Origin of the sequence: Parasutterella muris, from assembly GCF_009767915.1 — a bacterium.
Classification (GTDB): domain Bacteria; phylum Pseudomonadota; class Gammaproteobacteria; order Burkholderiales; family Burkholderiaceae_F; genus Parasutterella; species Parasutterella muris.
In genome coordinates this window covers 61,179-87,280 of sequence record NZ_WSRP01000007.1, presented here as the reverse complement: position 1 = coordinate 87,280, position 26,102 = coordinate 61,179, and the positions used below count along the sequence as shown (strand labels likewise).

The window sequence follows — 26,102 nt, the reverse complement described above, 5'->3', positions numbered from 1 at the left end:
AAATTTATCTTCTAAAAAAATGGGAACAATTAAGCAACCACGGGGGTTGGGGAAGAATTTACGAGGCTAAAGACAGGATGGCTCGGAGCGAGGGATTAATTGGCTAAAGCCTCCGAGAATTGATCCCTCTCATCCCATGGGAAAGAAATGGCATCATAGCTGGTGAGCGCTGTTCTAAATTTAGAGTTGTCTTTTGTCGATGAATTTCTATAAATGACATAGAATTTTGCCGATGCCCCCCTTTGAGCTTTGGTGTCAGCCCAAGAGAACAGCGCCAAACGTGCGGCGTCATTTGTAGGATCTTTTACAAGTTTGATAAGTCTTTCTCCGGCATTCTTAGACTTCGGAATTGCGAAATCAAAGTAGTTTTGGAATCTAGACCGGCCGACTAAAGAGAGCCTTGGTGTGTATCGAATACCTAAGGAATCCAACCAAGCTGCAGCATCTTCAAAGAAGAAGGGTTCTACATTTGGTTTGGCCGAATAGAAGAGGTCGTCAACGGATAACACAGCCTGTAATAAGGAATGTTTTGCCCAACAAAAGGTTTCCTTTTGTGCTTCAACGTAAAGTTCCTGACCTTTAAGTTTTACACCGAAACCGTTTAACGTTTGGTTTAGAAGAGTAAAGCGATGTCCCTTTAAAACATCACATCCGCACATTTCTAAATCTTGTATTGTTGATCCAAGGTCTGAGAGAGTGAAAGTGTTACTGTCTGCGCCTACTACATACAATTGGATAAAGTCGTTGTGTCTATTAAAAAAGGGCGTAGTGACTTCCGTCACGCCTTGAACTGACTTTACAAGAGTGTTTTCCTTGAGCCATCGATAATACTTATCGATAAGACTTTCTATTTCACTGTTCTGGGTTAAATACGAATCCATATTCAAATGGCAGAGTTCCAAGTACTTTGCAAAAGCTTAAGAAATCTTGGAATGTTTGTATAGGATTTTCTTTTTTTGAAAAGATCTCCTTTGGTAATTCTATGGCTTATCTATCACCGTATTCCTCCCTGTAAATATGCCGGTGAGGAGAGCCTATTCTCGTTCCATCCGGATTTAAGTGAGGAGCGCCATAATCCAGCCTTGCCAGAACATAGCAATTTCTTGCTCTTGTCTGGAAGGTGTAATAGAGGACAACATTCTTTTGACTTATGGTCAAAATAAACTTCTCCCTTCGATCGTTTGAAAAAAGATCGAGTTCAACTTTTCCGCCGGTTGAAGGAAACTCTGCTAAGTTTTTTCTTCGCAATGCTTTGGAAGGTTAAGTACATAATCAGCTAATCCTTGTTCAAGACCATTCATCTTAAATTCCTATTGATTTTGTCGATTGTTGCGTCAACGTGTAGTGCAAGAGCAACTCGAGTATGTTTTAGGGCAATATCAATCTTACAAGCTGCAGCGTCAGTTTATGTCGCAATGGAAGTTTAGTGTTTGTGCGTCGTTCGCAAAATCTTTACTTTACACAGAACGACGCAAAGATCGATATTAATAAAAAACCGACTCAGCTGAGTCGGTCCGCGGTTTAGGCTTCTTGTCAGAGTGCGTCGCTCAGACGCTTAAAGAAGCGGTAAGTCGGTGTGCGGTAAAAGTCGTAGGATTTGAAGTAATCCTCGATTTTTTCAAGGCACTTCTTTTCGTTGTAGGGCTGTCCTTCTTGGAACGGCACAAAGCAGGGGCCCTGCATCAGGACGCCTTCGGCGCCCTTGGCGACCGCATAGTGGTGCCGCACCTGCGGGTCTTTAGCTTCTGCCTCTTTTATCCGGCGCGCTTCAAGCAGATCAAGCGCTTCAAGTCTGTCACTGAGCGTCGCCTGAGCGGGTTCAATGGGTGACACCAGTGTGGCGTAAATCTTGCCGCGGTCAACGCTTACGTCTTTGAGCTTCAGAAGGCCGACTCGATCCAGCGGGAAGTGTTTCACCATCTTCATATTGGAAAGAAAGATCTGCGTCGAATCCATCACAATGTAATTGGTGTGCCTTTCCCGCAGAATGCCTTTGACGGAACAGCCGTTTTTAGTGATCTCGTGATAACCGGTTTCGTCTTCCCGAGTGATGTCGATCAGTTCAGAAGGTGAGTAGGCCTGCGCATAATCATGAAGCAGAGAGACATTTTTCTCATAATTAAAAATGTGAGAGGCGACCGCCTTGGTTTTGTCCGTCACGTGTCCTTTGGTTTCTGAGCTGCCGCGCAGATTTTCTACGACGACATACTCGCTTCCGGTTAATTTAATTTCGTAGTTGATCCGAGGTGTTTCTTTTTTCCAAACCTTGGAGCTGACACCGTTTTCCGCAAGGTTGTACTCTTTAAATCCGCCTCCGAGCTGATTTGAAATGGTCTCAAAGAGTTCGGACGCGTCCTGGGTTCCCTCGGCAAGCTTGTAGTAGGCGTGTACCGAAGTCAGCACCTTATCCTTGTTGAAGTTAAAAAGCACAGTTTCAAGCGGTCCGCTGCCTAAACAAGGTCCGAAGACCACCAGCTGGCTTTCATTATTGTCGTAAACGCTTTGGCTTTTAAGCCGGCAGGCATAGTCATCCGAGCGATTGGCCGCCTTGTAAATTGTGCTGTAGGTGTCTTCGCCGAGCTTGAAGCTTTTCCAGTGCGGTGCGCGGTAGGCGGCAGCCGATACCGCGGACGAGAACAGAGCACAGACAAGGAAAAGTGTTGTTTTTCTTGTAATCATCATAAAGAGTCGAGGCGGAAAAATAACCGATTTGTTTCATTAATCAGAATTTTAGGCGCATTCGGTGTTTTCGGGATTGAGAGATGTTGGCGGCGAATGAATTAATCACATCTTTATGGCGAAAATGGGTAGGGAAATCCCGACTAAGTGTAAATTCTGTTACATACTGATCACGATTAAATCGGCCCCTTGCGGTTTATTAGAACAACGTAGAGAGAAAAATCGTGATTAAAACTTTGATAAAACCGACTGTTATGGCAATTCTTATGACGAGCGGTTTCCTGGCGTTATCCGGCTGTGATAAGAAAACCGATGTCGGCAGCTCTGCCGGTCCTAGTCCTGTTGTTGTCGTTAAAGTTTCACGTCATGATGTTCCTGCCGACATGGTTTGGGTCGCAAAAACAGACAGCTCCCGCGCGGTTGAGATCTACAGCCGAGTGAACGGTTTTCTCGACAGCCGCCAATACACGGAGGGCGGCACGGTTAAAGAAGGTCAGGTGCTTTTCCTGATGGATAAAAAACCGTTTGAAGTCCAGCTGAGAGAAGCCGAGGCCTCTCTTGCGTCAAGTGAAGCGGCGCATCAGGTCGCAAAGCGCAATTTAGACCGTATCAGACCGCTGGCCAAGCTGAAAGCGCTCAGTCAGACCGACCTTGATCAGGCCGTCGGAAATTTCCAGACGACAAGTGCTGCGGTGTCTAACGCTAAAGCTCAGGTTGAAAGCGCGAAACTGAATCTCTCGTACTGCACGATTACTTCTCCCGTAACCGGTTATGCAAGCTCTGCGCTTCAGACGGACGGGACTTATATCAATACATCAAACGCGCACTTGGCGACCATCTATACCATGTCTCCGATGTGGGTGACATTCTCCATGTCGGAGAACCAGGAAGCGCAGATTCAGAAAGAAGTGAAAGCGGGTATTTTGAAAACACCGCCTAATCATGATTACGAAGTTCAGCTTGAGCTTGCGGGCGGTGAAATTTACGGTCACACCGGCCGTGTCACATTCTCGAGCCCGAACTTCAATCCCGATACTGGAACGTTTGAACTGAGAGCCTCCTTTGACAACCCGGACAATGTTCTGCGTCCTCAGCAGTACGTTCGCGCGATTGTGAAGGGCTCTAAGTACGTCAATGCGATTGTCGTGCCTCAGATTGCGGTTCAGCAGGGCAGTAAGGGACATTTTGTATGGGTCATTACTAAGGATGACAAGGCTCAGCTTCGTCCGGTTGAAGTCGGCAGCTGGATCGGTCAGGACTGGCTGATCACAAACGGTCTGCAGGACGGAGATCGGGTCGTTACCGAAGGGATGATGCTCTTGGCGACAGATGCGCCTGTTAAAGTTCTCAAAGAAGTAGATCAGGCTAAACCGGACACGAGCGTTAAATCCTCTGATTCTGCCTCCGACGCTGTCAACTAATCATCGGGAGGCGGCATATGTTTTCGAACTTCTTCATTAAACGACCGATTTTCGCGATCGTCACCTCTCTGGTGATTGTTATCGCCGGTCTGCTATCAATGTTCCAGCTGCCGATTGAGCAGTATCCGAACATGGCGCCGGTACAGATCACCGTAACGGCTAATTATCCCGGTGCGGACGCCAGAACGGTGGCCGATACGGTCGCCGCTCCGATCGAAACGCAGATCAACGGCGTTGACAACATGATTTACATGCAGAGTACGTCGTCTTCGTCCGGTTCGATGATGCTGACGGTGTTCTTTGAGATCGGGACGGACCCGGATATCGCTCAGGTTCAGGTCCAGAACCGTGTCAACATCGCTCAGCCGTATCTGCCTTCAGAGGTCATTACCAACGGCCTGACGATCGAAAAGCGTTCGTCTTCGATTTTGATGCTGGTCGGTATCTACAGTCCTGATAAGAGGTACTCGCGCGACTACATCAACAATTACGCCAATGTTTACGTAATGGACGCGATCAAGCGCGTGAAGGGCGCAGGACAATCCGCTATTTTGGGTAATGCGGATCAGGCGATGCGTATTTGGCTTAACCCCGATCGAATGGCTTCGCTGGGCATTACAACTTCTGATGTAACATCGGCGATTTCCGAACAGAACAGCCGGTTTGCAGCAGGCAACATCGGTGCTTCTCCCTCTCTGCCCTCAACGATTCAGACCTTCCCGATCATCGCGCCTTCTCCTTCAGTTGATCCGAAGGGCTACGAGGACATCATTGTCCGATCCAATCAGGACGGCAGCGCGATCGTGCGTGTGAAAGACATCGCAAGAGTCGCGGTGGGTTCAAGAAGCTATGAGGCAACCGCCAATATGAACGGCGTGCCGGCGGCGCTGATTGCTGTGTATCAGCAGGCAGGCGCCAACGCGCTCGACGTATCTGACAATGTGCGCAAAGCGTTAACGGAACTCAAGAAGAGTTTCCCGGAAGGGCTTGAATATAAGGTTGCAATGGATACCACGGATTTCGTCCGTATTTCTATTGAAGAGGTGATTAAGACCTTATTTGAAGCTGTTCTGCTGGTTATTGCGGTTATCTATATCTTCCTGCAGAGTTTCAAATCTACAGCGATTGCCTGTACGGCCATTGTGGTCGCTTTGACGGGCACCTTTATCGGTATGCTTGCGCTGGGCTTCAGCATCAACCTGCTGACGCTCTTCGGCTTGGTGCTCGCGATCGGCTTGGTGGTGGACGACGCCATTGTGGTGGTGGAGAACGTCGAGAGAAATATGTCGGAAAAGGCGATGAACCCGGTGGACGCGACGATCGCGGCTATGTCTGAGGTTTCCGGCCCGATTATCGCAACCGTACTGGTTCTCGCGAGCGTCTTTATTCCTGCGGCATTCATGGCGGGAACGACCGGTATGCTCTATAAGCAGTTCGCGATCACGATTGCGATTTCCGTCACGATTTCCGGTTTTGTGGCACTTACGCTGACGCCTGCGCTTTGTGCAAGCTGGCTGAGTCATTCCGAACCGAAGACAAAAGGATTCTTCTATCAATTTAACCGTCTTTTCGGTATCTTGACGGTTAAATACGGCGGCTGGACTAGGGCGCTCTTTAGAAGAACGCTTTTAGTGGTGGTGCTTTTTGGCGCGATGATGGTCAGCATTTTCTCGATCTTCCGAGTGCTGCCGACAGGCTTTGTGCCCAGCGAAGACCAAGGTTATGTGGTTGCGGCCATCATGCTTCCGCCGTCAGCGAGTCTGCAGAGAACCTCGACGATGATGGAGACCGTGGATAAAGCTTTCGAACCGATCAAGGGCGTTGAGACCAGAAACTCCGTCTCCGGTTTCTCGCTGATTGACGGCGGTATGAAGACCAACGCCGGTACGTACTTCATGACGCTTTCTCCGTTCTCAGAACGATATAAGAACGCGAAGACAGCGGAAAAGATGAATGCGAACGCGATTATGCAGGATATGCAGCGCATGGGCATGTCTTCTCAGCTTTCCGGTTTGGTGGTCCCGATTAACCCGCCTGCGATTCCGGGTTTGGGTACTACGGGCGGTTTTGAGTTCTGGATTCAGGACACCGCGAGCGGCTCTCCGGTGCAGCTTGGCGAGAACCTGGAAAAATTCCTTGCCGCCGCGCGTCAGCGTCCTGAGCTGACGGGTCTTACTTCGACATTCAGCGCTTCCAATCAGCAGCTAAAGATCACGTACGACAAAGACAAGGCAAAGCTTCTCGGATTGGATACGCAAAGCGTGTTCGACACGCTTCAGAGTCAGTTCGGTTCTGCCATTGCGAGCCAGTTCAGTCAGTTCTCCCGCGTGTGGTTTGTGATTATTCAGGCTGAACCGCGTTATCGCGAAAGCCCGGATGATATTTCCAAGCTCTATGTCAGCAACAACAAGGGCGAGATGATTCCGCTGAGTTCTGTGATTACAACGGAATACACGAGCGGACCGACGCTGTTGCCGCACTTTAACGGATTCCCGGCGGCTCAGGTGATTGGCAATGCGGCTCCGGGCTACTCTTCCGGCCAAGGTATGAAGGCTTTGGAAGAAGTCGCTGCCGAAACACTTCCGCAGGGCTATACCTACGGCTGGAGTGGCATCAGTTATGAACAGCAGTCTTCAGGCTCATCGTCAGCGGTGGTGTTTGGTTTCGGTCTGCTGCTCGTGTTCCTCGTGCTTGCCGCGCAGTATGAAAGCTGGGCGCTTCCGGGCTCCGTCATTCTGGCGGTTCCGTTCGGCGTGATCGGCGCGCTGGTTGCGACATGGGCGAGAGGACTTGAGAACGATGTTTACTTCCAAATCGGTATGCTGGTGATGATCGGTTTGGCGGCAAAGAACGCGATTCTTATCGTCGAGTTCGCGGTTGAACTCAGAAACAAGGGTATGGATTTGGTGCGTGCGGCTATTGACGCGGGCGAGCTTCGTTTCCGTCCGATTATCATGACGTCTCTTGCGTTTATCGGCGGCACACTCCCGCTTGCGGTTGCGACAGGCGCGGGCGCCGCTTCGAGACACTCTCTCGGTACCGGTATTGTGGGCGGCATGATTGGCGTGTCTACACTTGCGCTGCTCTTTGTCCCGATCTTCTATGTTTGGTTCGAAGGATGGGCGGAACGCCGCGGCGCTAAGAGCGCGGTGAAACTTGCCGCTAAATTAGCTGAGCGCAATATTCCGATCACTGACAAACTGCGCCTTGCAATCCTCAAAGGACCGGGTACCGTGTATGACCCGAAAGCTGATGTTAAGGTATCACCTGACGGCACTCTGACGATCACCAACTCTCCGGATTTCAATCCGGAAGCAACCGAGGATCAGAAGGTCGGCATTGAATCCCTGACTGACAAGCAGCGCGAGGATAATGTCCATGCCGAAGACGTGGTTTCGGATGAAGAAGCTCAGCGCGCGCTCAAACGCAAGGACAATAAGATCGCGGAAAAACTGGAGCAGGCCAATGAACAGTCGCAAAAGGCTGATGCTAAAGACGACGGCAAAGAAGGAGGAAAACAATGAAAAGAAGATTCCTGATTTTCGCGGCGGCCGTGTCGTCCGCGCTGTTTCTTTCCTCCTGCGCGGTCGGTCCCGATTATGAAAGACCGGTTGTGCCGGTTCCTGAGAACTTCAGGAACATCCACGGGCAGGTTGACGCCTCCAACTGGCTGACCGCCCGCTGGTGGCGGCAGTACAACGATCCGGCTTTGGATTACCTGGTATCCAAAGCGATCGCGAACAACCGCACGCTGCAGCGGACCATGGCGAACGTAGAGAAGGCGGCCGCGCAGGTGACCGTCTCCCGCTCGAGTCTCTTCCCGCAGCTCTCCTACAGCGGTGACGGCGGAAAGGCCCGCCAAAGTCTCAATACTGTGACGGGCGCCATGATGGACGGTAAAGCCATTACAACCTATGAGGGTTTGGCAAACGCTTCCTGGGAAATTGATCTCTGGGGACGCATCCGCAGACAGACTGAATCTGCGGTTGCTTCCTATCGGTCCGCACAGGCTGCGCACAAAGCCGCGATCGCTTCTGTGATCGGTTCGGTGGTCAGCACTTATTTTTCAATTCTTGCCGCTGACGAACAGTATCGAATTGACGTTGCTACAGCGGAAAGTTACTTTGAAACGTACAAGCTCTTCAAGCTTCGCTTCCAGTACGGCAATGTTTCCGAGATGGAAGTCGCGCAGGCGCGTTCTCAGTGGGAAAGCGCCATGGTTCAGATTCCTCAGATTCGGCAGAACCGCACGGAACTGATCAATTCTCTATCGATTCTGACCGGTATCGCGCCGAAGGCGATGCCTCAGTTCAAGAAGCTTGATGAACTGAGCACACCGGTGATTGCGGCCGGTATTCCGAGTGATCTTCTGACGCAACGGCCGGATATTATTGAGGCTGAAGAGACGTTAAAGGCAGCGAACGCGGATATCGGAGCGGCTAAAGCGCTTTATTTCCCGACCATTTCGCTCTCAGCGGGATTAGGCTACGCCAGTGACGAGTTGCATAATTTATTCAAGAGCCCATCGCACATGTGGAGTTATACCGGTTCGTTTACCGGTCCGATCTTCCGCTGGGGCGCCGTTACGGCAGGTGTAAAGAGTGCTGAAGCGCAGCAGAAAGCGATGTTGGCGGCTTATCAGTTAGCGGTCGCGCAGGCGTTTGCTGATGTGGATAACGCGCTCAGCAGCCGTGAGAACGCGGTCATTGAGCTTCGCACGAAGAGGGCGCTGGTCAAGAGCCTTCAGGAATATCAGAAGCTCGCGACCGCTCAGTATCAGGGCGGCTACACCGGTTACGTGACAGTTCTGCAGGCTGAGCAGTCTCTGCTTCCGCAGGAAATTCAGCTTGCGGAAGTTAAGGCAAGAGCGATGAGCTCCATCGGTCAGATCTATCAGTCCCTTGGCGGCGGCTGGATTGATCAGGCGCTGATTGAAGAAGAGCAGGCGATCAAAGACTTAGAAGAAGCCGAAAAGCTGAAGAAGGAACAAGTCCAGGCGGCTCCGGAGACTTCCTCCTCAGTTCCGTTTCCTTTGAGAAAGCCGGATTCTCCGGAAGAGATTCCGAATCCGGAAATAAACTCCGATGCTGTTCCGATTCCGGTGGCTGAACCCCACAAATAAACAGACAAGCCTGATTGTCCTAACAGATGATCAGGCTTTTACTTTATGAAGCGGGTAAGGATGCAGCAAGCCAGGGTGCAAGTCTGATAATTTCCGGGTGCAGTGTCTCTTTATAAAATCGATCGCAGATGACTAAAATTTCGTCCCGCATCTGCGGGTCGATGTCTTTGCGGTATGCGAGAATAAGCTGGCGCTGCATCACGGGGTTGGGCATCGGCAGAATTCTGATGCGCTCAGTAAGTTCCAGGTGCTGAATTAAAGTCGCAGGCCGTATAAAAGACCAGCCGAGGCCTTCAGCGATCAGCTTCAGCATGACGCCGCCGTCATCCACTTCAATTTTGACGGGAAGATCTACGGAAAGAGCGCCCAGCAGTGATTCCGTGATTTTGTGTCCGCCGGAGGAGCGGATATAACGCAGCAGCGGCAGACCGCAGAACTTTAAATCCTGCCAGCTGACAGCCTTTGCGCCAAAATCCATAGACAGAGGAACCGCAAGGACGGAGGGTTCGGAAAACAGTTTCTGCGTCAAAAATTCGGACGCGTCCGGCAGTCTGCTTGTGATCGCCCAATCAATGTCTCGGTGCTTGAGTTTGCTGTAGAGACGCTCCGAGGTTCCGGTGACCATAACGATAGAAGATAAACGCGAGGCGAGATTCTCAATGACAGATGCTCCGAGATTGCGAGCAAGGCTTTCAACAATTCCGAATCGCAATGTCGGCCGAATCGAGGAGCCTGATCTTAGCTTTCCGAGTGTGCGCGCAAGATGCTCTCGCTCCTGCCGAAGCTCTCTGAAAAGCAAAGCGCCTTCTTCCGTCAGATGATTCGGCTTTTGGCTTCGGTCGTAGAGCTGAAAGCCCAGTTCTTTTTCAAGCTCCTTTAGGTGATAAGAGACAGAGGATTGGGAGATTTTGAGAACGGAGGCGGCTGCCTGAATATTGCCCTGTTCAACTACGGCAATAAAAACTTTGGCGTGCGTTCCGAAAAGCATGACGTTTCTCCGGGTACATAATTCTTTGTTTCGATAATAAATTTTTGCATAAAACATCGAATAATTAAAAAATTATTATCGAATTTTTCTAAGTTATTTTCCGATTGCCATCGCCTGAGATAAAAATATTTTTGTCCTAATTCAATTAATCAACCAAGGAGACAAACCATGGACGAGCAGCATCGCGGAAAAATTAAGAAGAAACCGGCGGCCGAGGTCGTGAAATACCTCATCGGTCCCGCCATCGCACAGGATTTAGAGAGAAGTTATCAGACGATTCTCGATATCAACAAAGCGCATGTCATTATGCTTGCGGAGCAGGGCATTATTAAGCAGGACGTCGCGGCCTCTATTCTTGAATGCACGCAGCGTATTGCCGCGATGCAGGAACATCCGGAGTTTGAAATCAATCCCAATGTGGAGGATCTGTATTTCAACCTCGAGCGCTATCTTCTGGAACAGACCGGGCCGGAAATCGGCGGACAGCAGCATACAGCGCGTTCCCGCAATGACCTCTTCGCCTGCGAGCAGAGAATGGATATCAGAGGTTTTTACCTCAAGCTCTGTGCTTCATTTAATGAACTGCGCCAAAGCCTCTTGGATTTAGCCGACAAAAACCGCGACGCTGTCATGTCAGGCTACACCCATATGCAGCCTTCGGAACCGATTACTTTTGGTCACTACCTTTCGGGTATTCTCAACGCGCTGGAACGCGACTTCAGAAGAATTGAAAACGCTTGGGAATCTCTGAACATCTGCCCGCTTGGCGGCGGTTCTATGGGTTCAACGACCTTCATGATTAATCGCGAAAAAACCGCGGAGCTTCTCGGCTTTGATGAGCCGATGCAGAATTCGATCGACTGCACCGCTTCCCGTGACTACTGCATGGATATTCTTTCTGCTTTCGCGATCGCATCGAACACCCTGTCGCGTTTTGCCTACGACCTTTACATCTGGTCGACACCGGAATATGGCTATGTTGAAGTGGATGACTCCTGCGCGGTCTGCTCTTCGATCATGCCGCAGAAGAAGAATCCGATGACTCTGGAGCATGTCAAAGGCAAAGCCGCGCATCTTGAAGCGTTCTTTGTATCCGTGTTCAGTGTTCTCAAAAATATTCCGTTCACGCACTGCCGCGATTCCTCTACTGAGGCGATGCGCTTTGTCTGGACCGGCATGCAGGAATTTGAAGCCGATATCGCGCTCATCAATGTGACCGTGAAGACACTGACGCTCAAGCGGGAACGTATGCGCGAAAACGCCGTCGGCAATTTCTGTACGGTTACCGAACTTGCAAACTACATGGTGCGCCACGACGGAATTTCTTTCCGTTCCGCGCACGGCGTGGTTGCGATGCTGGTGGGCTATATGCAGGAGAAGCAGAAGTTCGCCAATGAAATCACAACAGACGATTTGAATCCGATCTATCAGACACTCTTAGGCCGCACGACTACGCTGACCAATGAGCTGATTCAGGAAGCGCTTGATCCGAGTAAGAACGCTCAGGCCAAGAAGACGATCGGCGGCTCCAATACGGATGAAGTGAAACGTCAGCTGGATCGCCTGGCGCTGCACCTTGAAAGAGACAACGCAAAACTCACGCTGAGAAAGACTCAGGTTCAGGAAGCTAAAGAGAATCTGGAGCGTCTCACCAACGAGCTTGCGGCTCTTGCTAAATAGGAGGTGCTATGTTTGCAGCTGAATTTCTAGTCGTCATTTTGGCGATGATTATCGGTGCGCGATGGGGCGGCATCTTCTTTGGTATGGCGGGCGGCATGGGCCTTGCGGTCCTTGTATACGGATTCGGACTTGCGCCCTCTAATCCTCCGATCAACGTGATGCTGATCATGACCGCGGTGGTGCTTGCAGCGGCAACGCTTCAAACCGCAGGCGGTATGGACGTGTTAGTTCGCGTGGCCGAACGCATGCTCAAACGTGATCCGAAGCATATCGTTTTCTTTGCGCCGCTGATTGCCTGGCTCTTCACTTTCATGGCAGGCACCGGAAACGTTCTCTATAACCTTCTTCCTGTTATTTCAGAAGTATCCAGAGAAACCGGCATTCGTCCCGAACGACCGATTTCGATTTCCGTTATTGCCTCTCAGCATGCGGTGCCTTCAAGCCCGATTTCCGCGGCGACGGTTGCGATGGTCGCTTTCCTCGCTCCTCTGGGTGTGACGTATTTCGATATTTTGGTCATTATTGTTCCCGCGACACTGATTGGTTTATTTATCGGCGCGCTTTCCATCTACAAGAAAGGATTGGAGCTCGATCAGGATCCTGAGTATCAGAAGAAAGTTGCGGAAGGTCTTTTCAAAGATATGGATGCGGGTGTCGCGGAAACGAAAATGAAGGAAGCCTCCTCTAAGGCGAAACTTTCCGTCGCGATTTTCCTTATTTCCGCACTTGCCGTGGTGCTGATCGGAACATTCCCGGAACTGCGTCCGCACGTCACAAATGCGGCAGGCAAATCGATGACGGTCGGCATGACCCAGATGATTGAAATCGTGATGCTGATTTCTGCCGGACTTATGGTGATGTTCTGCAGCGCCGATCCCGGAAAAATCACGAGCAGCTCGGTCTTTAAAGCCGGCATGATGGGCGTTGTGACAATTTTCGGATTGGCATGGATGTCTGATACATGGATTGCAAACAACCTTCCGATGATTAAGAGTGAAGTTGCTGAAATCGTCGGCAGCAGACCTTATCTCTTTGCGATCGCGATGTTCATTGTTTCTGCTCTGACCCACAGCCAGGGCGCCACAGTCGGTGCGATGGTTCCGCTTGGTATCGCGCTCGGCATTGACGGGCATACCTTGGTTGCAATGTATCCTGCGGTCTGCGGCTACTTCATTATTCCGAGTACCGGCGTTCTGCTTGCGGGCGTCGCCTTTGACAATACCGGAACGACAAAGATCGGCAAGTGGGTTGTCAACCACTCGTACATCATCCCCGGATTTGTCGCCACGTTCGCTTCAGTGGTCGCGGGTTTTGCGATTCGCTACATATTCTTCTAAGATTTTTTCTTAGTTTTAAAGGCTCGGTTTTCGGATCGGGCCTTTTTTCTGTTTAGGATTGAATCGTTCTTAGCGTAAAGGAGAAAAAGATGGAAAAGTACTCTCGAAATCCGACGATCGACACGATGCTGAACCATGCATCATGCCGCAAATTTACTGATGAAAAAGTTTCCGACGAAGATATCGCTGCTATTTTCAGAGCGGCTCAGAGTGCGTCCACATCGTGTTTTCTTCAAGTTACGTCGATTATCCGCATTACGGAACAGGCGCTTAAAGAAAAGATTGCGGTGCTTGCCGGTAATCAGAAACATGTTGCGCAGGCGCCGGAACTCTGGATTTTCTGCGCGGACTACCATCGCAATCAGGTGGAATTTCCTGAATCGGATTTAGGCTGGAATGAACAATTTCTTGTCGGCATTCAGGATGCGGGCATTATGGCGCAGAACGCCTTTGCCGCATTGGAATCTTTAGGCTTGGGCGGCTGCTACATCGGCGGTATCCGCAACGGCATCCAGGAAATCGATCGTCTCTTAGCGCTGCCGAAAAACGTGTTCCCGGTATTTGGGCTTGCGTTTGGTCATCCGGCTGAGCATGCGGGTCTTAAACCGCGTATGCCGGCTGCCGTCACGTTTATGGAAAACAGCTATCGTGAGCCTGATCCCGAAGTAATGAAGCGCTATAACGAGTTGATGCGCAAATACTACGAATCCAGAAGCTCCAACGCTAAAAACGTGGATTGGACTGAGAATATGATCGGCTATATGAAGAAGGAAAGACGCACGTATATGAAGGATTACGTGCAGGGCAAAGGCTGGGATTTGAAGTAAAAAAATCTCCGGCGTGACGAACACGCCGGAGCAGCTAAACAAAGATGAGAGAGGGAACACTTCCGCGACATAGGAGGAAAACGCGGTGGCTACAACCTCAGAATCACAAACATTAGCATAAACAGCCAAGCGCCCCTTCTCACGCTTGGCAGGCATGACCTCAATCCAATCAATACCTAGGTGGTACTTTAACCCTGTCGGGTAAATAATTCAGTCATAAAATGTGTCAGTTGTATGGCTTTGTGAATGAGAAGAATACGTACGCCGAGCTCGTTTCTTTAGCGGTATTTACACCGCTCTGAAACCGTTAGAGACGCTGCAAAATTCGACTCGGTGCACAGAAGATGGATTGAAGATTTTTTACAGTGCAGCCATTCCGGTAACTGCGGCTCTTTGTATTCTTAAATTTTCTTGAGCAGGAACCACTGATATCCAAGGATTCTTCGAGCGAAATCGCCGTCAATAAAATGGCGTGAAGTATGAAATTGGGATAAAAAAGAAGGATGGCACTGCGCCGATCGGAGATCTAAGCCCCTTTTACATGTCACCGGACGGCTGGTCAGAGCCGCTACGCTAATAAAGTTTCGGAGTTATCTGTATTAAAAAACAATCGAAAGATTAACGCTGCTTCTTTTAATACGGTATTTACAAGCTCAGAACACACGGTTGAAGAAAGAATTCCGACAGAAAGAAAGCTGCTTAAAGGTAGTAACGCGGTCAAAGCTCTTAGTAAGGAGAAAATTCTGAATCTGCTTCGCTTGGCCTTTTAGGCGCTTTGCTTTGTAAGGCAATAAGAAAGGCCGCTGTCTTTGGACCGCGGCCTTAATACTAACAGCGAGTCAAAAGATTATTTCTTCTTGCCTTTGATCGCAGCGGTTGCCGCGTCTGCAGCGTCCACGCCGGAAATGATGGCCCAGGAGTTCATCATCGCGGTCATAGAGTCAGCACCGTTGGCGCCGCCCACAACGCAGCCTGCACCGAAGAGGCCCGGAATCGGTTTGCCGCCTTTACCGAGAATCTGCATATCGGCGTTGGCTTTTAAGCCGCCAAGCGTTGTTGCAAAGCGCGGCTTCTGTTCAACGATGTAGTAGGGCGCTTTAAGAATGGCTTTCGGATTAGGACGATTGAATTCCGTATCCTTACCTTCTTCAGCCATCTTGTTCCACTGTTTGACTGTGGCTTCAAGACCCTGAGGATCGATGCCCATGACCTTAGCGGCGTCAGCAAGGCTGTCGGACTCGACCATGATCGGACGGCCGTTGTTTTCAATCTTCAGCCATTTGCGCAGAACATCCTCATTAGGAACGAGTTTGTCCTCAAGGCTCTTATCGAGATAGCGGTCGTAGCCGGTCTTATCCATGACGAGATACATAATCTTGTCGGGCTGAGCGACTGTGATGTCGGTCAGTTCGCCAAGGCTTGCGCGTTCATTGATGATACGTTTGCCTTTGCTGTTCACGTAGATCGCGCCGGTGTCGTTGATTGTCGCTGTAGAGCTTGCGGTTGCAGCCAGACCGTGATTCGGCTCGGTTTCAACGCCCTGCGGATAGACTTTAACGAGGTCCATGTTGATGTTCTGAGCGCCGATCTTGCGTGCCATTTCATAGCCCTGGCCTTCGTCACTGTTGAGGCCGTAGAAGAGATAGCCTTTGAGTGTCGGAGGAAGCATCTTGGTGTTGGCACCGAAGCCGCCGGACGCAAGAATTGTTTCTTTAGCCAGAATGGTGATCTTGTCGCCGTCGGAATTGACGGCAGTAATACCGCGGACGCGGCCGTTCTTATAGATCAGAGAGGTGGCTTTTGTTTCCATCAGGATCTTGCCGCCGTTTTTGGTGAAGATATCCGCCATTGTGCGGATGAAGTTCGGAGAACGGCCGGTGACACCGAGCTGACGGGAAGCGGAGTGATCAGGATACTGAGTGGCGGCAGGTCCATACGGGATCTTCAGGTCATCGATCAGCCAGTCAACAACCTTACCGGCTTTCTTACTGACCATGCCGACGAGAACCGGATCGTTCTTGTTTTTGCCGACATGCATGATGTCTTTGTACGCCAGTTCCGGAGAGTCCTTATCTTCCTTCATGACTTCGCGCTGATAGCGGGAACCCGTGGCGATAAGCGTACCGGCGTTAAGAATAGTGTCACCGCCCATGTACGGCATTTTTTCAATCAGGATGGTCGGGTTGCCGTTCAGCTGGGAGCGGACAGCGGCAGCCATGCCGCTCGCGCCGGAGCCGACCACGACAACCGCGGTCTTGTACTCGACGTCAATGTTGCTCGCGACTTTCTTTGTCGGTGCTTTGTAGTAATCACTCGGTTTGCCGCCGGCTTCCTTAACGGCGTTGGTGGCGGCTGCCTGGATGGCCATGCTCGTTAAAGTGGCGCCGGAAACATTATTGACGCGAAGAGACTGATTCTTGACGATTTCGGCCGGAACGCGGGCGATCGCGACATCGGAAATCATGGCGGATTCACCGGATTTCACAACTTTAACGTCGGCGATCTTGCCTGCTTTCATCGTAACGGCAACAGTGACAGGACCGTTTTTACCGTTTGCGCTTCCTTCATAAGTGCCGTCTTCGACTGCTGCCTGAGCAACAGAGGAAAGCGCCATAGAAACGGCTGCTGCAGTTACAAGAAATTTGAAATTCATGTTTGTAATCTCCTGTTGGTTGAGTGGTGTAATGAATTGTAAAACTATTATTAGTACTTAATCTGTTCGGATGATAGATAGGTTGGCAGTGCGATGAAAAATTTAAGTAGTCATTTGAAATTAAATCAATTAATAATTTGCTTTCATAGGATTCAGACGGATGTGAGTGCGGAGAGAAGCGAGCATTCATTATTCTTATTTTGAGGTTGTAAAAGTTCCACGGACTCAGGGCTTTATAGAATTTATTCAACGAGCAACAGGGGTCTGATCATGGAATTTATTAAGAGAAATTTTGGAAAACTTCTGCTGATTCTTTTTTGCTGCGGGATGACCGCTTATTGGTTTGCGGCACCGTATTTAGCAGCGGACAGAATCCTTAAAGCGGCAGAGCGTGGCAAGGCTGAACAGTTGAGTTCGTTTATTGATTTTCCGGCGCTGCGCGCAAACCTTAGCCGGCAGCTCAGAAATCAGATCAATGTGGGTTTAATGGAAAAAGACGGTGCAAACGGAGCGGATGCCGCTAACGATCTTTCTAACCGTCTTGTGGACGAAATTGTTACGTCCCAGGGGATTGCGGCTCTGCTTGGAAGCGGTAAAGTCAGTTCTAAAGAGATGACTGCGGACGGAAAGGCCGCTGAAGCAGCTTTGGCTGCTGCCGGCATCAATATCGACTTGATGAAGCCCTCTGATGTTTCAGGAAAACCGATGGATGCACGCTACAAACTGAGCGAACATTACGGAGACAACCTATATCAGTTCGAAATCGAGCTCCAAAATCGAGATAAATCGGCAGAGAAAGTTCTCATATCGATGGAAAGGATTGGATTTTTCAGCTGGCAGGTAAACAACATTCTGCTTCCTTTTTCGTCTTAGACTAACGCTGTTGGATAAGAAGGAAACAAATCATGCCGTTTTTATTTCCGCAGGCCTTAGTGCCTGCAGTGCCGGTTTCCGGTGAGAAGGACATTTATTTTCCTGTACATCGGGTTTACTGTGTTGGCGCCAATTACGCCGATCATGTCGCAGAGGTCGGTTCGGAAGGCCGTGAAAAGCCGTTCTTTTTTTCTAAGCCTGCAGATGCGTTAGTGGTCTGCCGTGAGGGAAAAGAAGTTGAAATTCCGTATGCCCGAGATACAGATAACCTTTGTCTTGAAGTTGAACTGGTGGTCGCGATTGGAAAGACCGCTCCGAAGGTTGGGAAGATTACACCGGAAGAAGCAGAAAAATATATTTTCGGCTATGCCGCCGGCGTTGAGTTTACGCGCCGCAATTGGCAGAAGTACGTGAGAGAAAACCGTCAGCCGTGGGAAAAAGCGAAGGGTTTTGATTATTCTGCGCTCGTTACTGAGATTAAGGATAAGCGCCGTATGCCGGATCCGGATAATCTTTCGATTTGGCTCTACGTGGATAATCAGGAACGTCAGAGAGGCAATACGGATCGGATGATTTGGAAAATTCCGGAAATTATTTCCGAGCTTTCCGAGTCATGGCGTCTGACCGCAGGCGACCTGATCTATACAGGAACTCCGGCGGGAAGCGGACCGATTAAAGAAGGGCAGAGTTTTGAAGGCGGCATCAACGGCGCCGGAACCTTCAAAGCGAAGATGGTCGCTCCTTAAACACATAAAACCTGATCTTTAAACGGTCAGGTTTTTTCTTGGGTAATTTTTTTAGCTGACCTTGATTTTATTGGGGTTTGCAGTTACGCTTCGCGGGAGGGTTAATTTTTAAAAACTTATATCAAGGAGAGAAAATGTCTTTCAGAAAAATTCTTCTGTCTGCTGCGCTTTTTACTGCTACAGCCGTATTCGCTGCGGACCTTCCTGCGGTTAAGATTCTTGCTACCGGCGGAACGATTGCCGGTACCGCGGCTTCGAACACTCAGACGACAGGTTACAAGGCCGGCGACCTCGGAATCCAGACTCTGATCGAGGCAGTGCCCGCAATGAAGGACTACGCCGATGTGTCCGGAGAGCAGATTGTGAAGATTTCTTCCAACAACATGGATACCAAGACACTTCTCAAGCTCGCAAAGCGCGTCAATGAGCTGCTTGCCGATCCTAAAACAGACGGTATTGTTATTACGCACGGAACCGATACGCTTGAAGAAACCGCTTACTTCCTGAATTTGGTCGCTAAGAGCGATAAACCTGTCATCCTGGTTGGCGCGATGCGTCCTGCGACAGCGATTTCTGCCGACGGTCCGATGAACCTTCTCGAAGCGGTCCGCGTCGCAGCTTCTAAAGAAGCAAAAGGCAAAGGCGTCATGATTGTCATGAATGACGAGATTAACGGTGCTCGCGACGTTACTGAGACCAATACCACCAACGTTTCGACATTTAAATCTCCTGAACTCGGCGCTCTCGGCTATATCAGCGGCGGCAAGATCCGTTTCTACAAAGAGTCAACCAAGCGCCATACCGTCAATAGCGAATTTGATGTTTCCAAGCTCGACACACTGCCGCGCGTGGACATCATCTACTCTCATATCGATGATGATCCGGTTATGGCCGAAGCCGCGCTTAAAGCCGGCGCAAAAGGTATTGTTCACGCAGGTACAGGCAACGGTTCTATCGCCGATCCGACCTTTGAAGCGCTGAAGAAAGCTGCAGCCAATGGCACAGTCGTTGTCAGAAGCGCCCGCGTGCCCAACGGTGCGACGACAGTGTCCGTTCCGAAATACACGGAAGCCGGCCTTCTCGAATCCGATACGCTGAATCCGCAGAAGGCGCGTCTGCTGCTTCAGCTTGCACTGACCAAGACCAGCGATCCGAAAGAAATTCAGAGAATGTTCGAAGAGTACTAATCGGTTATCTGCTTAGCCAAAGAAAAAGCCTCGTAATCTGCAAAAGATTCGAGGCTTTCCTGTTAACCGGCCGTCTTAGGCGGATTCAGCGGCGTAACCGTTTCTTTGATTCCATCTGAAGGATTCGGCGAGGCTGCCGGTTTTAAATGAGGCGGAAGCAGCTTCTCGCCGTCAATCAGCCCCGGGTAGTCCATCAGTTCGGCAATCGCCGTTCCGAGTTCCAGAACAGCGCCTGCATAAAAATAGCTGCTGTTGTAGCGCAGTACCGATGTGAAATTCTTTGTGCCGATTCGATAAAGTTTGGTGTAATCGAGAGAACCCGGAATGTAATAGGGGAAGTCGACGATAAAGACGGGCATATCAGCCGGATAATGCGCGGTTTTATCCAAGGGCTTAACACCGCTCTTGAGAAGCGAGGACCATTTAAAGCGAGGATTTGTGCCGCCTCCGAATTTTGCGGCCTGCTCATCCGTAATGTCCGCTTCAATCACCATGGGCAGACCTTCAACCCAGCCGTGTTTACTCAGGTAGTTGGCGATGGAGCCGATCGTGTCAGCAGTGGAATGGTTGATATCAATCTTGCCGTCTCCGTCAAAGTCCACGCCGAAGCGTTTAATAGAGCTCGGCATGAATTGGGGCAGACCGACTGCGCCTGCGTAAGAGCCTTCAACCTCAAAGGGTTTTAAGTCATTTTTGTGCAGAATGACCAGAAATTCTTCCAGTTCTTTTTTGAAGAAGTCCGCGCGTCTCTTATAGTCAAAACTTAACGTGACCAAAGAGTCAAGCACTTTCCAGGAACCGGTATTTTCGCCGTAGCGGGTTTCAACACCGATAATGCCGATGATGACGGCCGGGTCGACGTGGTAGATTTCCTGAGCCTTATCCAGGTACTGCTTGTTGTCCTGCCAGAATTTCATTCCGAGATTCAGACGGTGCTGACCGAGGAAGATATTCCTGTATTTTTCCCAGTCCTTACGGGAGTCCTTAGTGTTTTTAGGCGCGGGTTTCGGTGTCATCAGCCGCTCGATCTTGGGCTGATAGGTTGCCTGATCCAAGACCGCGGCAACCCATTCTTCATCAAGGCCTCGTCGGGCAGAAACGTCTTTAATGAACTTCTTGACTTCAGGCCGCTGGCTGTACAGCATCCTTTTTTCAGCAGCTGTAGAAGACATAGACTGTGCGAGAGACAAGCTGGAAAAAACGGACATACCCGCTATGCCTGCAAGAATGAAAGGTCGTCTGTACATAAAGTCCTCCGTCAATTTCCTAAGGTTACCCCAAAAAGAGCGGCTGCGGCGTTTGCCGCAGCCTATTGGTTACATACCGAAATGCTTCTTTCAGATATCGCATGTTTATGGAACAAGAAATTTCCATATCGGACTGTATGACCATTAAAATGGAGCAAAAGACCAAGTAAAACTTTATGTCAGATACTGTTCTCTACACGCACGACTCTTTTCTGAAGCATCGGATGGGGCTGACCAATCCGGAAAGCCCGGTGAGACTGGAAAAGATCAACGAGCTGCTTTTTGCGAGCGGCGCGCTGACCCTGCTTGAGCAGAAGCAGGCGCCTGTTGCAGCACTGACGGATCTTTTGGCCGCGCACGACGAGGATTACATCAGATTTCTCTCAAACAAGTCTCCTAAGGAGGGACTTGCGCAGGTGAACGTCGATACTTCCATGAATCCTTTTACATGGGAGGCGGCGCAGCATGCGGCAGGCGCGGCATGCGCGGCAGTCGATGATATTTGCAGAGGCGACTTTAAAAAGGCCTTCTGCGCAGTGCGTCCTCCGGGACACCACGCGCACAGAGACCATTCGGGCGGATTCTGCTTTTTAAACAATGCGGCCGTCGCCGCACTGCATGCGATCGGTCAGTACGGACTTAAGCGCGTTGCGATTGCTGACTTCGATGTCCATCACGCGGACGGTACCTGCAATATTCTCGGCGGAAGAGAAGACGTTCTGATTCTTGACGGGTTCCAGCAGGCACTTTTCCCGTATGCGCATATTCATCACGCGCCGCCGAACGCGATTTATTCACCTTTCCCGGAGGGAACGGAAGGGATCGCGCTCAGAAGAACCATGGATGAAGTCTGGGTGCCGAAACTTCTGGAATACAAACCGGAGCTGCTGATTGTGTCAGCCGGGTTTGACGCGCATCGCGAAGAAGATCAGGCGCAGCTTTTAATGGTGGAGCGTGATTACGCGTTCTTAGGGCGGCGCTTCTCCTGGATATTGGAAGAAATTCCCGAATGCCGCGGAATTGCCGCAGTTCTGGAAGGCGGCTACAACATTTCGTCTTTGGCGCGAAGCTGCGCGGCCTTCATTATGCAGATTGCATCGACGGAAAAATAAATTGACAGCCCAAAAACAAAAGCACAGCTACCTGCGGGACGGTGTCTCCCGCTCGGAGGTGCTCGCTTGGGCTTCCTATGATTTTGCCAATTCCGGCTATACCACGGTTGTGCTTACAGCCGTCTATAACGCGTATTTTGTTTCTGTAGTGGCCGAAAACGCGGTATGGGCAACACTTGCCTGGACGCTTACGATTACGCTTTCAAATATTTTCTCCATACTTGTCATACCAATAGTCAGCTCTGCAGCGGACGCTTCGGCAAATAAGCGCTTCTGGCTCACGGTTATGACTTTGATCTGTGTGATCTGTACCGCAGCGCTTTATTTCACGCACACGGGTTCGCTCGCGCTGGCGGTTCTGCTGATTGTGCTTTCGAATACCGCTTTTAACGCAGGAGTGTCGCTGAATTCCGCATTTCTTTCCGAACTCGCAAAACCGGAAGCGTTCGGAAAAGTGTCCGGCTGGGGATGGGGATTTGGCTACTTAGGCGGTATCCTCAGTCTCGGCGTCTGCCTCATGATTGTTTTTGCCGCACAGGACAGCGGTAAAAGCGCAGAGGATTATGTTCCGCTCTGCATGCTTTCCACGGCGGCTATTTTTATGGCGGTATCGCTTCCGATGCTGCTGTGCGTTAAGGAGCGCTCCAAACCTTCCGGTCTTTCATTTGAGAAGACTGTAAAGAATTTATGGGCGAAGGAGCGAAGCAGTTTTGCGGTGCTTAAAGAAAGTCCGGAATTTCTGAAGTTCTGTCTCTGCGGACTTTTGTATCAGGCAGGTATTGCCGTGGTTGTGACACTGTCAGCGGTTTATGCGGAACTGGTGATGAAGTTCACGACCGCTCAGACGATTACACTGATTCTTGTTGTCAACATCACAGCTGCAGTCGGCGCATTCTTTTTCGGTTATGTACAGGATCGGATCGGGCATCGCAAAACGCTTGCGCTGACCATTTTCCTATGGATTGTCATGGGTGTGACTGCGGCGTTTTCGACTTCTGCCGCTTCTTTCTGGTTTGCTGCGAATTTGGCCGGAATAGCCATGGGTTCGAGCCAGGCGGCGGGCAGGGCAACTGTCGCGGTCTTTGCGCCTGAAGGACAGCTTGCGAAGTTTTACTCTGTTTGGAACATCGCGGTGTGGGGCGCCAATATCCTCGGACCGATTACATACGGTCTCGTGACCTGGCTTACAAACGGGGATCAGCGTACCGCGATTTTGGTGACCACGCTTTATTTTGTCTTCGGTCTTATCGTGCTTCGCATGGTCAGGCTGCCAAAAAAAGCCCCGAACATTAGTTCGGAGCTTTGATCGGCCTATTTAGAAGGAATTAGCTGAGACCTGTGATTTTGCCGTCAACAACGTCGATTGAGTAAGCGGCCGGTTTCTTCGGAAGTCCGGGCATTCTCATGATGGCGCCGGTGGTGACAACGAGGAAGCCCGCGCCGGCGTTCAGAATGACGCGCTGAACCGGAAGCGTAAAGCCCTGCGGAGCGCCCTTCAGATCAGGATCGTGAGACATAGAGAAAGGAGTCTTCGCGATACAGATCGGAAGCTTCTCAAAGCCCATATTCAGTGCTTTGATCTTCGCGATGTCTTTGAGCGCAGCTGAAGAGTAGGAAACATCTTTACCGCCGTAAACCTTGGTATTGATGTCCTGAATCTTTTCTTCGATCGATTCATCGAGACCGTAGGCGAAATTGAGGGGGCCTGAGCCTTCTTTGACCGCAGCCATCACTTCTTTGGCGACGTCAACAGCGCCTTCGCCGCCTTTGGCAAAGCCGTCGGAAACCGCGAAGCGGGCGCCCTGAGCGAGACACTCTTTACGAACAACGTCGATTTCCTCTTCATTGTCATTGGCAAAATGATTGAGAGAAACGACAACCTGCTGACCGAAGCGTTTCAGGTTGCAGATATGCGCTTTCAGGTTGGGCAGTCCGTTGATCAGAGCGTCCATGTTGTCTTTGCCGATTTCAGGAAGGGCGACACCGCCGTGCCACTTGAGGGCGCGGAGCGATGTGACGAGCACGGTGGCGTCCGGGTGCAGGTTGTTCATACGGCATTTGATGTCATAGAACTTTTCTGCGCCGAGGTCGCTGCCGAAGCCTGCTTCCGTGATCGCATAGTCAGCGATGGTCATAGCGGCGCGGGTGGCGGCAACCGAGTTGCAGCCGTGCGCGATGTTGGCAAACGGGCCGCCGTGAACAAAAGCGGGAACGCCTTCAATCGACTGAACGAGGTTCGGCAGCATGGCGTCTTTGAGAAGCGCCATCAGAGCGCCTGTGGCGCCGAGTTCTTTGCAGGTGTATGCCGAGCCGTCTCTCTTGTAGCCGACAACGAGACGGTCAAGTCTGACACGCAGATCTTCTTCCCCGTCGGCAAGACAGATAATCGCCATCAGTTCGGAAGCAGCTGTAATGTCAAAACCGGTTTCCGTCGGGATACCGTTAGCGGAGCCGCCAAGACCTGTGACGATATTCCTAAGCATACGGTCATTGACGTCCAGAACGCGTCTCCAGGAAATTTCTTTGAGATCGGCCTGTCCCTGATGACGGGCATTGTCAATTAATGCGGCCAAGAGGTTGTTCGCGGCGGTAATGGCGTGGAAGTCGCCGGTGAAGTGCAGATTGATGGATTCCATCGGGACAACCTGAGAGTATCCGCCGCCTGCGGCACCGCCCTTCATACCGAAGGATGGTCCGAGAGAGGGTTCTCTGAGCGCAAGGCAGGCTTTTTCTCCGAGTTTCTTAAAGGCCTGAGCAAGCGCGATGGAGGTGGTTGTCTTGCCGGAGCCCGCAGGCATACCGGAAGTCGCAGTCACGAGGATGAGCTTGCCTTTGGCCTTGGAGGTGTCAATGGCGACTTTTGCCTTGTCACGGCCGTAAGGGATGAATTGATCGTCTTTAAGACCGTATTCATGGGCGAGCTTGTCGATCGGGATAAGCGTGGTTTGTTGCGCGATTTCGATATCAGTCAGCATGTCTGTCCTTGAGTCAAGTGGGTTAGCGAAATTTTAAACATTCAAAAGCGGTTAAACGGTAAAACAAAAAGGCCTGAAAACATTCAGACCTCTTTAATCAGTTATTTCACGGATTTCTCCTCAGCGTTTTCGGGCGCATCTTTCGGCTTTTCGGCCTCAGCGGCCGCTGTTTCGGCGGCGGTCGGGATCACAGCAGCGTTGTAGTTCGGATCCTTGATTTTTTCGAGCACAACTCGGGAGCTGCGCGCATACTGATAGAGAATCTTTCCGAGCTGAAATTCGATAGCGACTTGATGACGGTCCGAACTTTGGTTGTACGGATTCGGATCGCTTGAACCCGGTCCGAAAATTTGGAACATGAAGAGGTTGGTGAGCGCAACCGAGATAGCTTTAGGCTCTTCAGGATTAATTTCAAGCTCGCTCTCTATGACGTTCCAGTATTTATCAAAGTCATCTTTATAGACTTTAGGCAGAAGTTTTTCTTTCAGTGCCTCAATCAGTTCGACGTCGGGCGCTCCTTCCATTTTAGCGGTGGTGTTGCGAACACCTTCCAGGAACATCGCGACGCTGAGCGGAATGTACTGAGCATTAAATTCAGCCATGCGTTTTTTTCTTCCGAAAATAAACGGCAGGTAAAAGTCTGAGGCTTTTCTGAGCGTATTGTTGTTGGCTTTGTAATAGAACTGAAAGGCCCTGTTCAGACCGTCAATTTTAGTTTTAAGATCACTTTTCTTCGCCATGAACCAATGCTCTTGTATATTGAGTTTTGAAGAGCCTTAAATTTACACTATCTTTGAGAGGATTTCCTGTTGTCGTATACGACCTTCTTATGGTCGCTCTTTTGCAGCGCCTTTGTTTCTTCGACTTTGCTGCCCGGAGGCAGCGAAGCGCTCGTCGTTTACGGCATGACAGAATACTCGGACAAGCTCTTTTCACTGGTGCTGACCGCAACGATCGGCAATACGTTCGGAGCGATTGTCACTTACGGGATCGGGCGGCTTATTCCCAATAAAAAACAGGACGAGAGATCGTTAGGACTCTTTAAAAAGTGGGGGCCGATCACACTGCTTTTCTCATGGGTTCCGATCGTGGGGGACGGCTTTTGTTTGGCCGCAGGCTGGCTGAGAGTGAATTTCTGTCTGTCCGTCGTTCTCATTCTCATCGGCAAAGCGGCTCGGTATTGGGTTCTCGCGGCCGTAACGCTTGGTATATTAGGGTAAGCGGGACTAAGGGTTATTCCTTTTTTGATTTTCTT

At 50.5% G+C, this 26,102-nt stretch carries 20 protein-coding genes; 12 read left to right on the top strand and 8 right to left on the bottom strand.

The window, feature by feature from the left end:
• Positions 1 to 95: 95 nt before the first annotated feature.
• The 3 genes from E5987_RS03485 to E5987_RS03480 form a co-directional block, all read right to left on the bottom strand.
• Positions 96 to 881, bottom strand: coding sequence for a DUF1828 domain-containing protein (locus tag E5987_RS03485; RefSeq protein ID WP_160334702.1), 786 nt, complete (start codon positions 879 to 881; stop codon positions 96 to 98).
• 106 nt (positions 882 to 987) lie between these two features.
• Entirely contained in the window at positions 988 to 1,248 is a 261-nt protein-coding gene (locus E5987_RS13425) for a DUF6978 family protein (protein WP_371875092.1), read from the bottom strand.
• 285 nt (positions 1,249 to 1,533) lie between these two features.
• Positions 1,534 to 2,682 carry a hypothetical protein gene (locus tag E5987_RS03480; RefSeq protein WP_160334701.1) on the bottom strand — a complete coding sequence of 383 codons (1,149 nt, stop codon included), beginning with the start codon at positions 2,680 to 2,682 and terminating at the stop codon, positions 1,534 to 1,536.
• Between the two features lie 221 nt (positions 2,683 to 2,903).
• Here E5987_RS03480 and E5987_RS03475 point away from each other — a divergent pair, with 221 nt between their 5' ends.
• Genes E5987_RS03475 through E5987_RS03465 form a run of 3 tightly spaced genes read left to right on the top strand, consistent with a single transcriptional unit; the run spans position 2,904 to position 9,222 of the window.
• A complete protein-coding gene (locus E5987_RS03475) occupies positions 2,904 to 4,100 on the top strand; it encodes an efflux RND transporter periplasmic adaptor subunit (RefSeq protein WP_251451808.1) in 1,197 nt (398 codons plus the stop codon).
• Between the two features lie 17 nt (positions 4,101 to 4,117).
• The gene (locus tag E5987_RS03470; RefSeq protein ID WP_160334700.1) at positions 4,118 to 7,624 is read left to right on the top strand and encodes an efflux RND transporter permease subunit; all 3,507 of its coding nucleotides are present in this window, start codon (positions 4,118 to 4,120) and stop codon (positions 7,622 to 7,624) included.
• Complete coding sequence (locus E5987_RS03465; RefSeq protein WP_160334699.1) at positions 7,621 to 9,222, top strand: efflux transporter outer membrane subunit; 1,602 nt, start codon at positions 7,621 to 7,623, stop codon at positions 9,220 to 9,222. The genes E5987_RS03470 and E5987_RS03465 overlap by 4 nt, the downstream gene beginning before the upstream one ends.
• A 43-nt stretch (positions 9,223 to 9,265) precedes the next feature.
• Here E5987_RS03465 and E5987_RS03460 read toward each other — a convergent pair whose 3' ends face one another.
• On the bottom strand, positions 9,266 to 10,210 hold the full coding sequence (locus E5987_RS03460; protein ID WP_160334698.1) for a LysR family transcriptional regulator: 945 nt from the start codon (positions 10,208 to 10,210) through the stop codon (positions 9,266 to 9,268).
• 168 nt (positions 10,211 to 10,378) lie between these two features.
• Between E5987_RS03460 and argH the strand changes: the two genes are divergently transcribed.
• The 3 genes from argH (at position 10,379) to nfsA (ending at position 14,054) form a co-directional block, all read left to right on the top strand.
• The gene (gene argH / locus E5987_RS03455) at positions 10,379 to 11,890 is read left to right on the top strand and encodes an argininosuccinate lyase (RefSeq protein WP_160334697.1); all 1,512 of its coding nucleotides are present in this window, start codon (positions 10,379 to 10,381) and stop codon (positions 11,888 to 11,890) included.
• Positions 11,891 to 11,898: 8 nt separating this feature from the next.
• Positions 11,899 to 13,227 (top strand): anaerobic C4-dicarboxylate transporter family protein, encoded by a 1,329-nt coding sequence (locus tag E5987_RS03450; RefSeq protein WP_160334696.1) that lies wholly within the window; start codon positions 11,899 to 11,901, stop codon positions 13,225 to 13,227.
• Between the two features lie 89 nt (positions 13,228 to 13,316).
• Positions 13,317 to 14,054: an oxygen-insensitive NADPH nitroreductase gene (gene nfsA, locus E5987_RS03445; protein ID WP_160334695.1), complete on the top strand. Its 738-nt coding sequence runs from the start codon at positions 13,317 to 13,319 to the stop codon at positions 14,052 to 14,054.
• Between the two features lie 847 nt (positions 14,055 to 14,901).
• Here the strand turns inward: nfsA and E5987_RS03440 are convergent.
• The gene (locus tag E5987_RS03440; protein WP_160334694.1) at positions 14,902 to 16,707 is read right to left on the bottom strand and encodes an FAD-dependent oxidoreductase; all 1,806 of its coding nucleotides are present in this window, start codon (positions 16,705 to 16,707) and stop codon (positions 14,902 to 14,904) included.
• 270 nt (positions 16,708 to 16,977) lie between these two features.
• Here E5987_RS03440 and E5987_RS03435 point away from each other — a divergent pair, with 270 nt between their 5' ends.
• From E5987_RS03435 to E5987_RS03425, 3 genes are all read left to right on the top strand, one after another.
• A complete protein-coding gene (locus E5987_RS03435) occupies positions 16,978 to 17,580 on the top strand; it encodes a DUF2939 domain-containing protein (protein ID WP_160334693.1) in 603 nt (200 codons plus the stop codon).
• A 32-nt stretch (positions 17,581 to 17,612) separates the two neighbouring features.
• On the top strand, positions 17,613 to 18,326 hold the full coding sequence (locus tag E5987_RS03430) for a fumarylacetoacetate hydrolase family protein (RefSeq protein WP_160334692.1): 714 nt from the start codon (positions 17,613 to 17,615) through the stop codon (positions 18,324 to 18,326).
• A gap of 134 nt (positions 18,327 to 18,460) precedes the next feature.
• Positions 18,461 to 19,513 carry a type II asparaginase gene (locus tag E5987_RS03425; RefSeq protein ID WP_160334691.1) on the top strand — a complete coding sequence of 351 codons (1,053 nt, stop codon included), beginning with the start codon at positions 18,461 to 18,463 and terminating at the stop codon, positions 19,511 to 19,513.
• Between the two features lie 62 nt (positions 19,514 to 19,575).
• Here E5987_RS03425 and mltB read toward each other — a convergent pair whose 3' ends face one another.
• Entirely contained in the window at positions 19,576 to 20,760 is a 1,185-nt protein-coding gene (gene mltB, locus E5987_RS03420) for a lytic murein transglycosylase B (RefSeq protein ID WP_160334690.1), read from the bottom strand.
• 176 nt (positions 20,761 to 20,936) lie between these two features.
• Here mltB and E5987_RS03415 point away from each other — a divergent pair, with 176 nt between their 5' ends.
• Entirely contained in the window at positions 20,937 to 21,872 is a 936-nt protein-coding gene (locus E5987_RS03415) for a histone deacetylase family protein (protein ID WP_160334689.1), read from the top strand.
• A 1-nt stretch (position 21,873) separates the two neighbouring features.
• A complete protein-coding gene (locus E5987_RS03410) occupies positions 21,874 to 23,178 on the top strand; it encodes an MFS transporter (protein ID WP_160334688.1) in 1,305 nt (434 codons plus the stop codon).
• 19 nt (positions 23,179 to 23,197) lie between these two features.
• Here the strand turns inward: E5987_RS03410 and E5987_RS03405 are convergent, their stop codons facing one another.
• The gene (locus E5987_RS03405) at positions 23,198 to 24,847 is read right to left on the bottom strand and encodes a formate--tetrahydrofolate ligase (RefSeq protein WP_160334687.1); all 1,650 of its coding nucleotides are present in this window, start codon (positions 24,845 to 24,847) and stop codon (positions 23,198 to 23,200) included.
• Positions 24,848 to 24,948: 101 nt separating this feature from the next.
• A complete protein-coding gene (locus E5987_RS03400) occupies positions 24,949 to 25,587 on the bottom strand; it encodes a hypothetical protein (protein ID WP_160334686.1) in 639 nt (212 codons plus the stop codon).
• Between the two features lie 69 nt (positions 25,588 to 25,656).
• Here E5987_RS03400 and E5987_RS03395 point away from each other — a divergent pair, with 69 nt between their 5' ends.
• Positions 25,657 to 26,067: a YqaA family protein gene (locus E5987_RS03395; protein ID WP_160334685.1), complete on the top strand. Its 411-nt coding sequence runs from the start codon at positions 25,657 to 25,659 to the stop codon at positions 26,065 to 26,067.
• Positions 26,068 to 26,102: the final 35 nt, after the last annotated feature.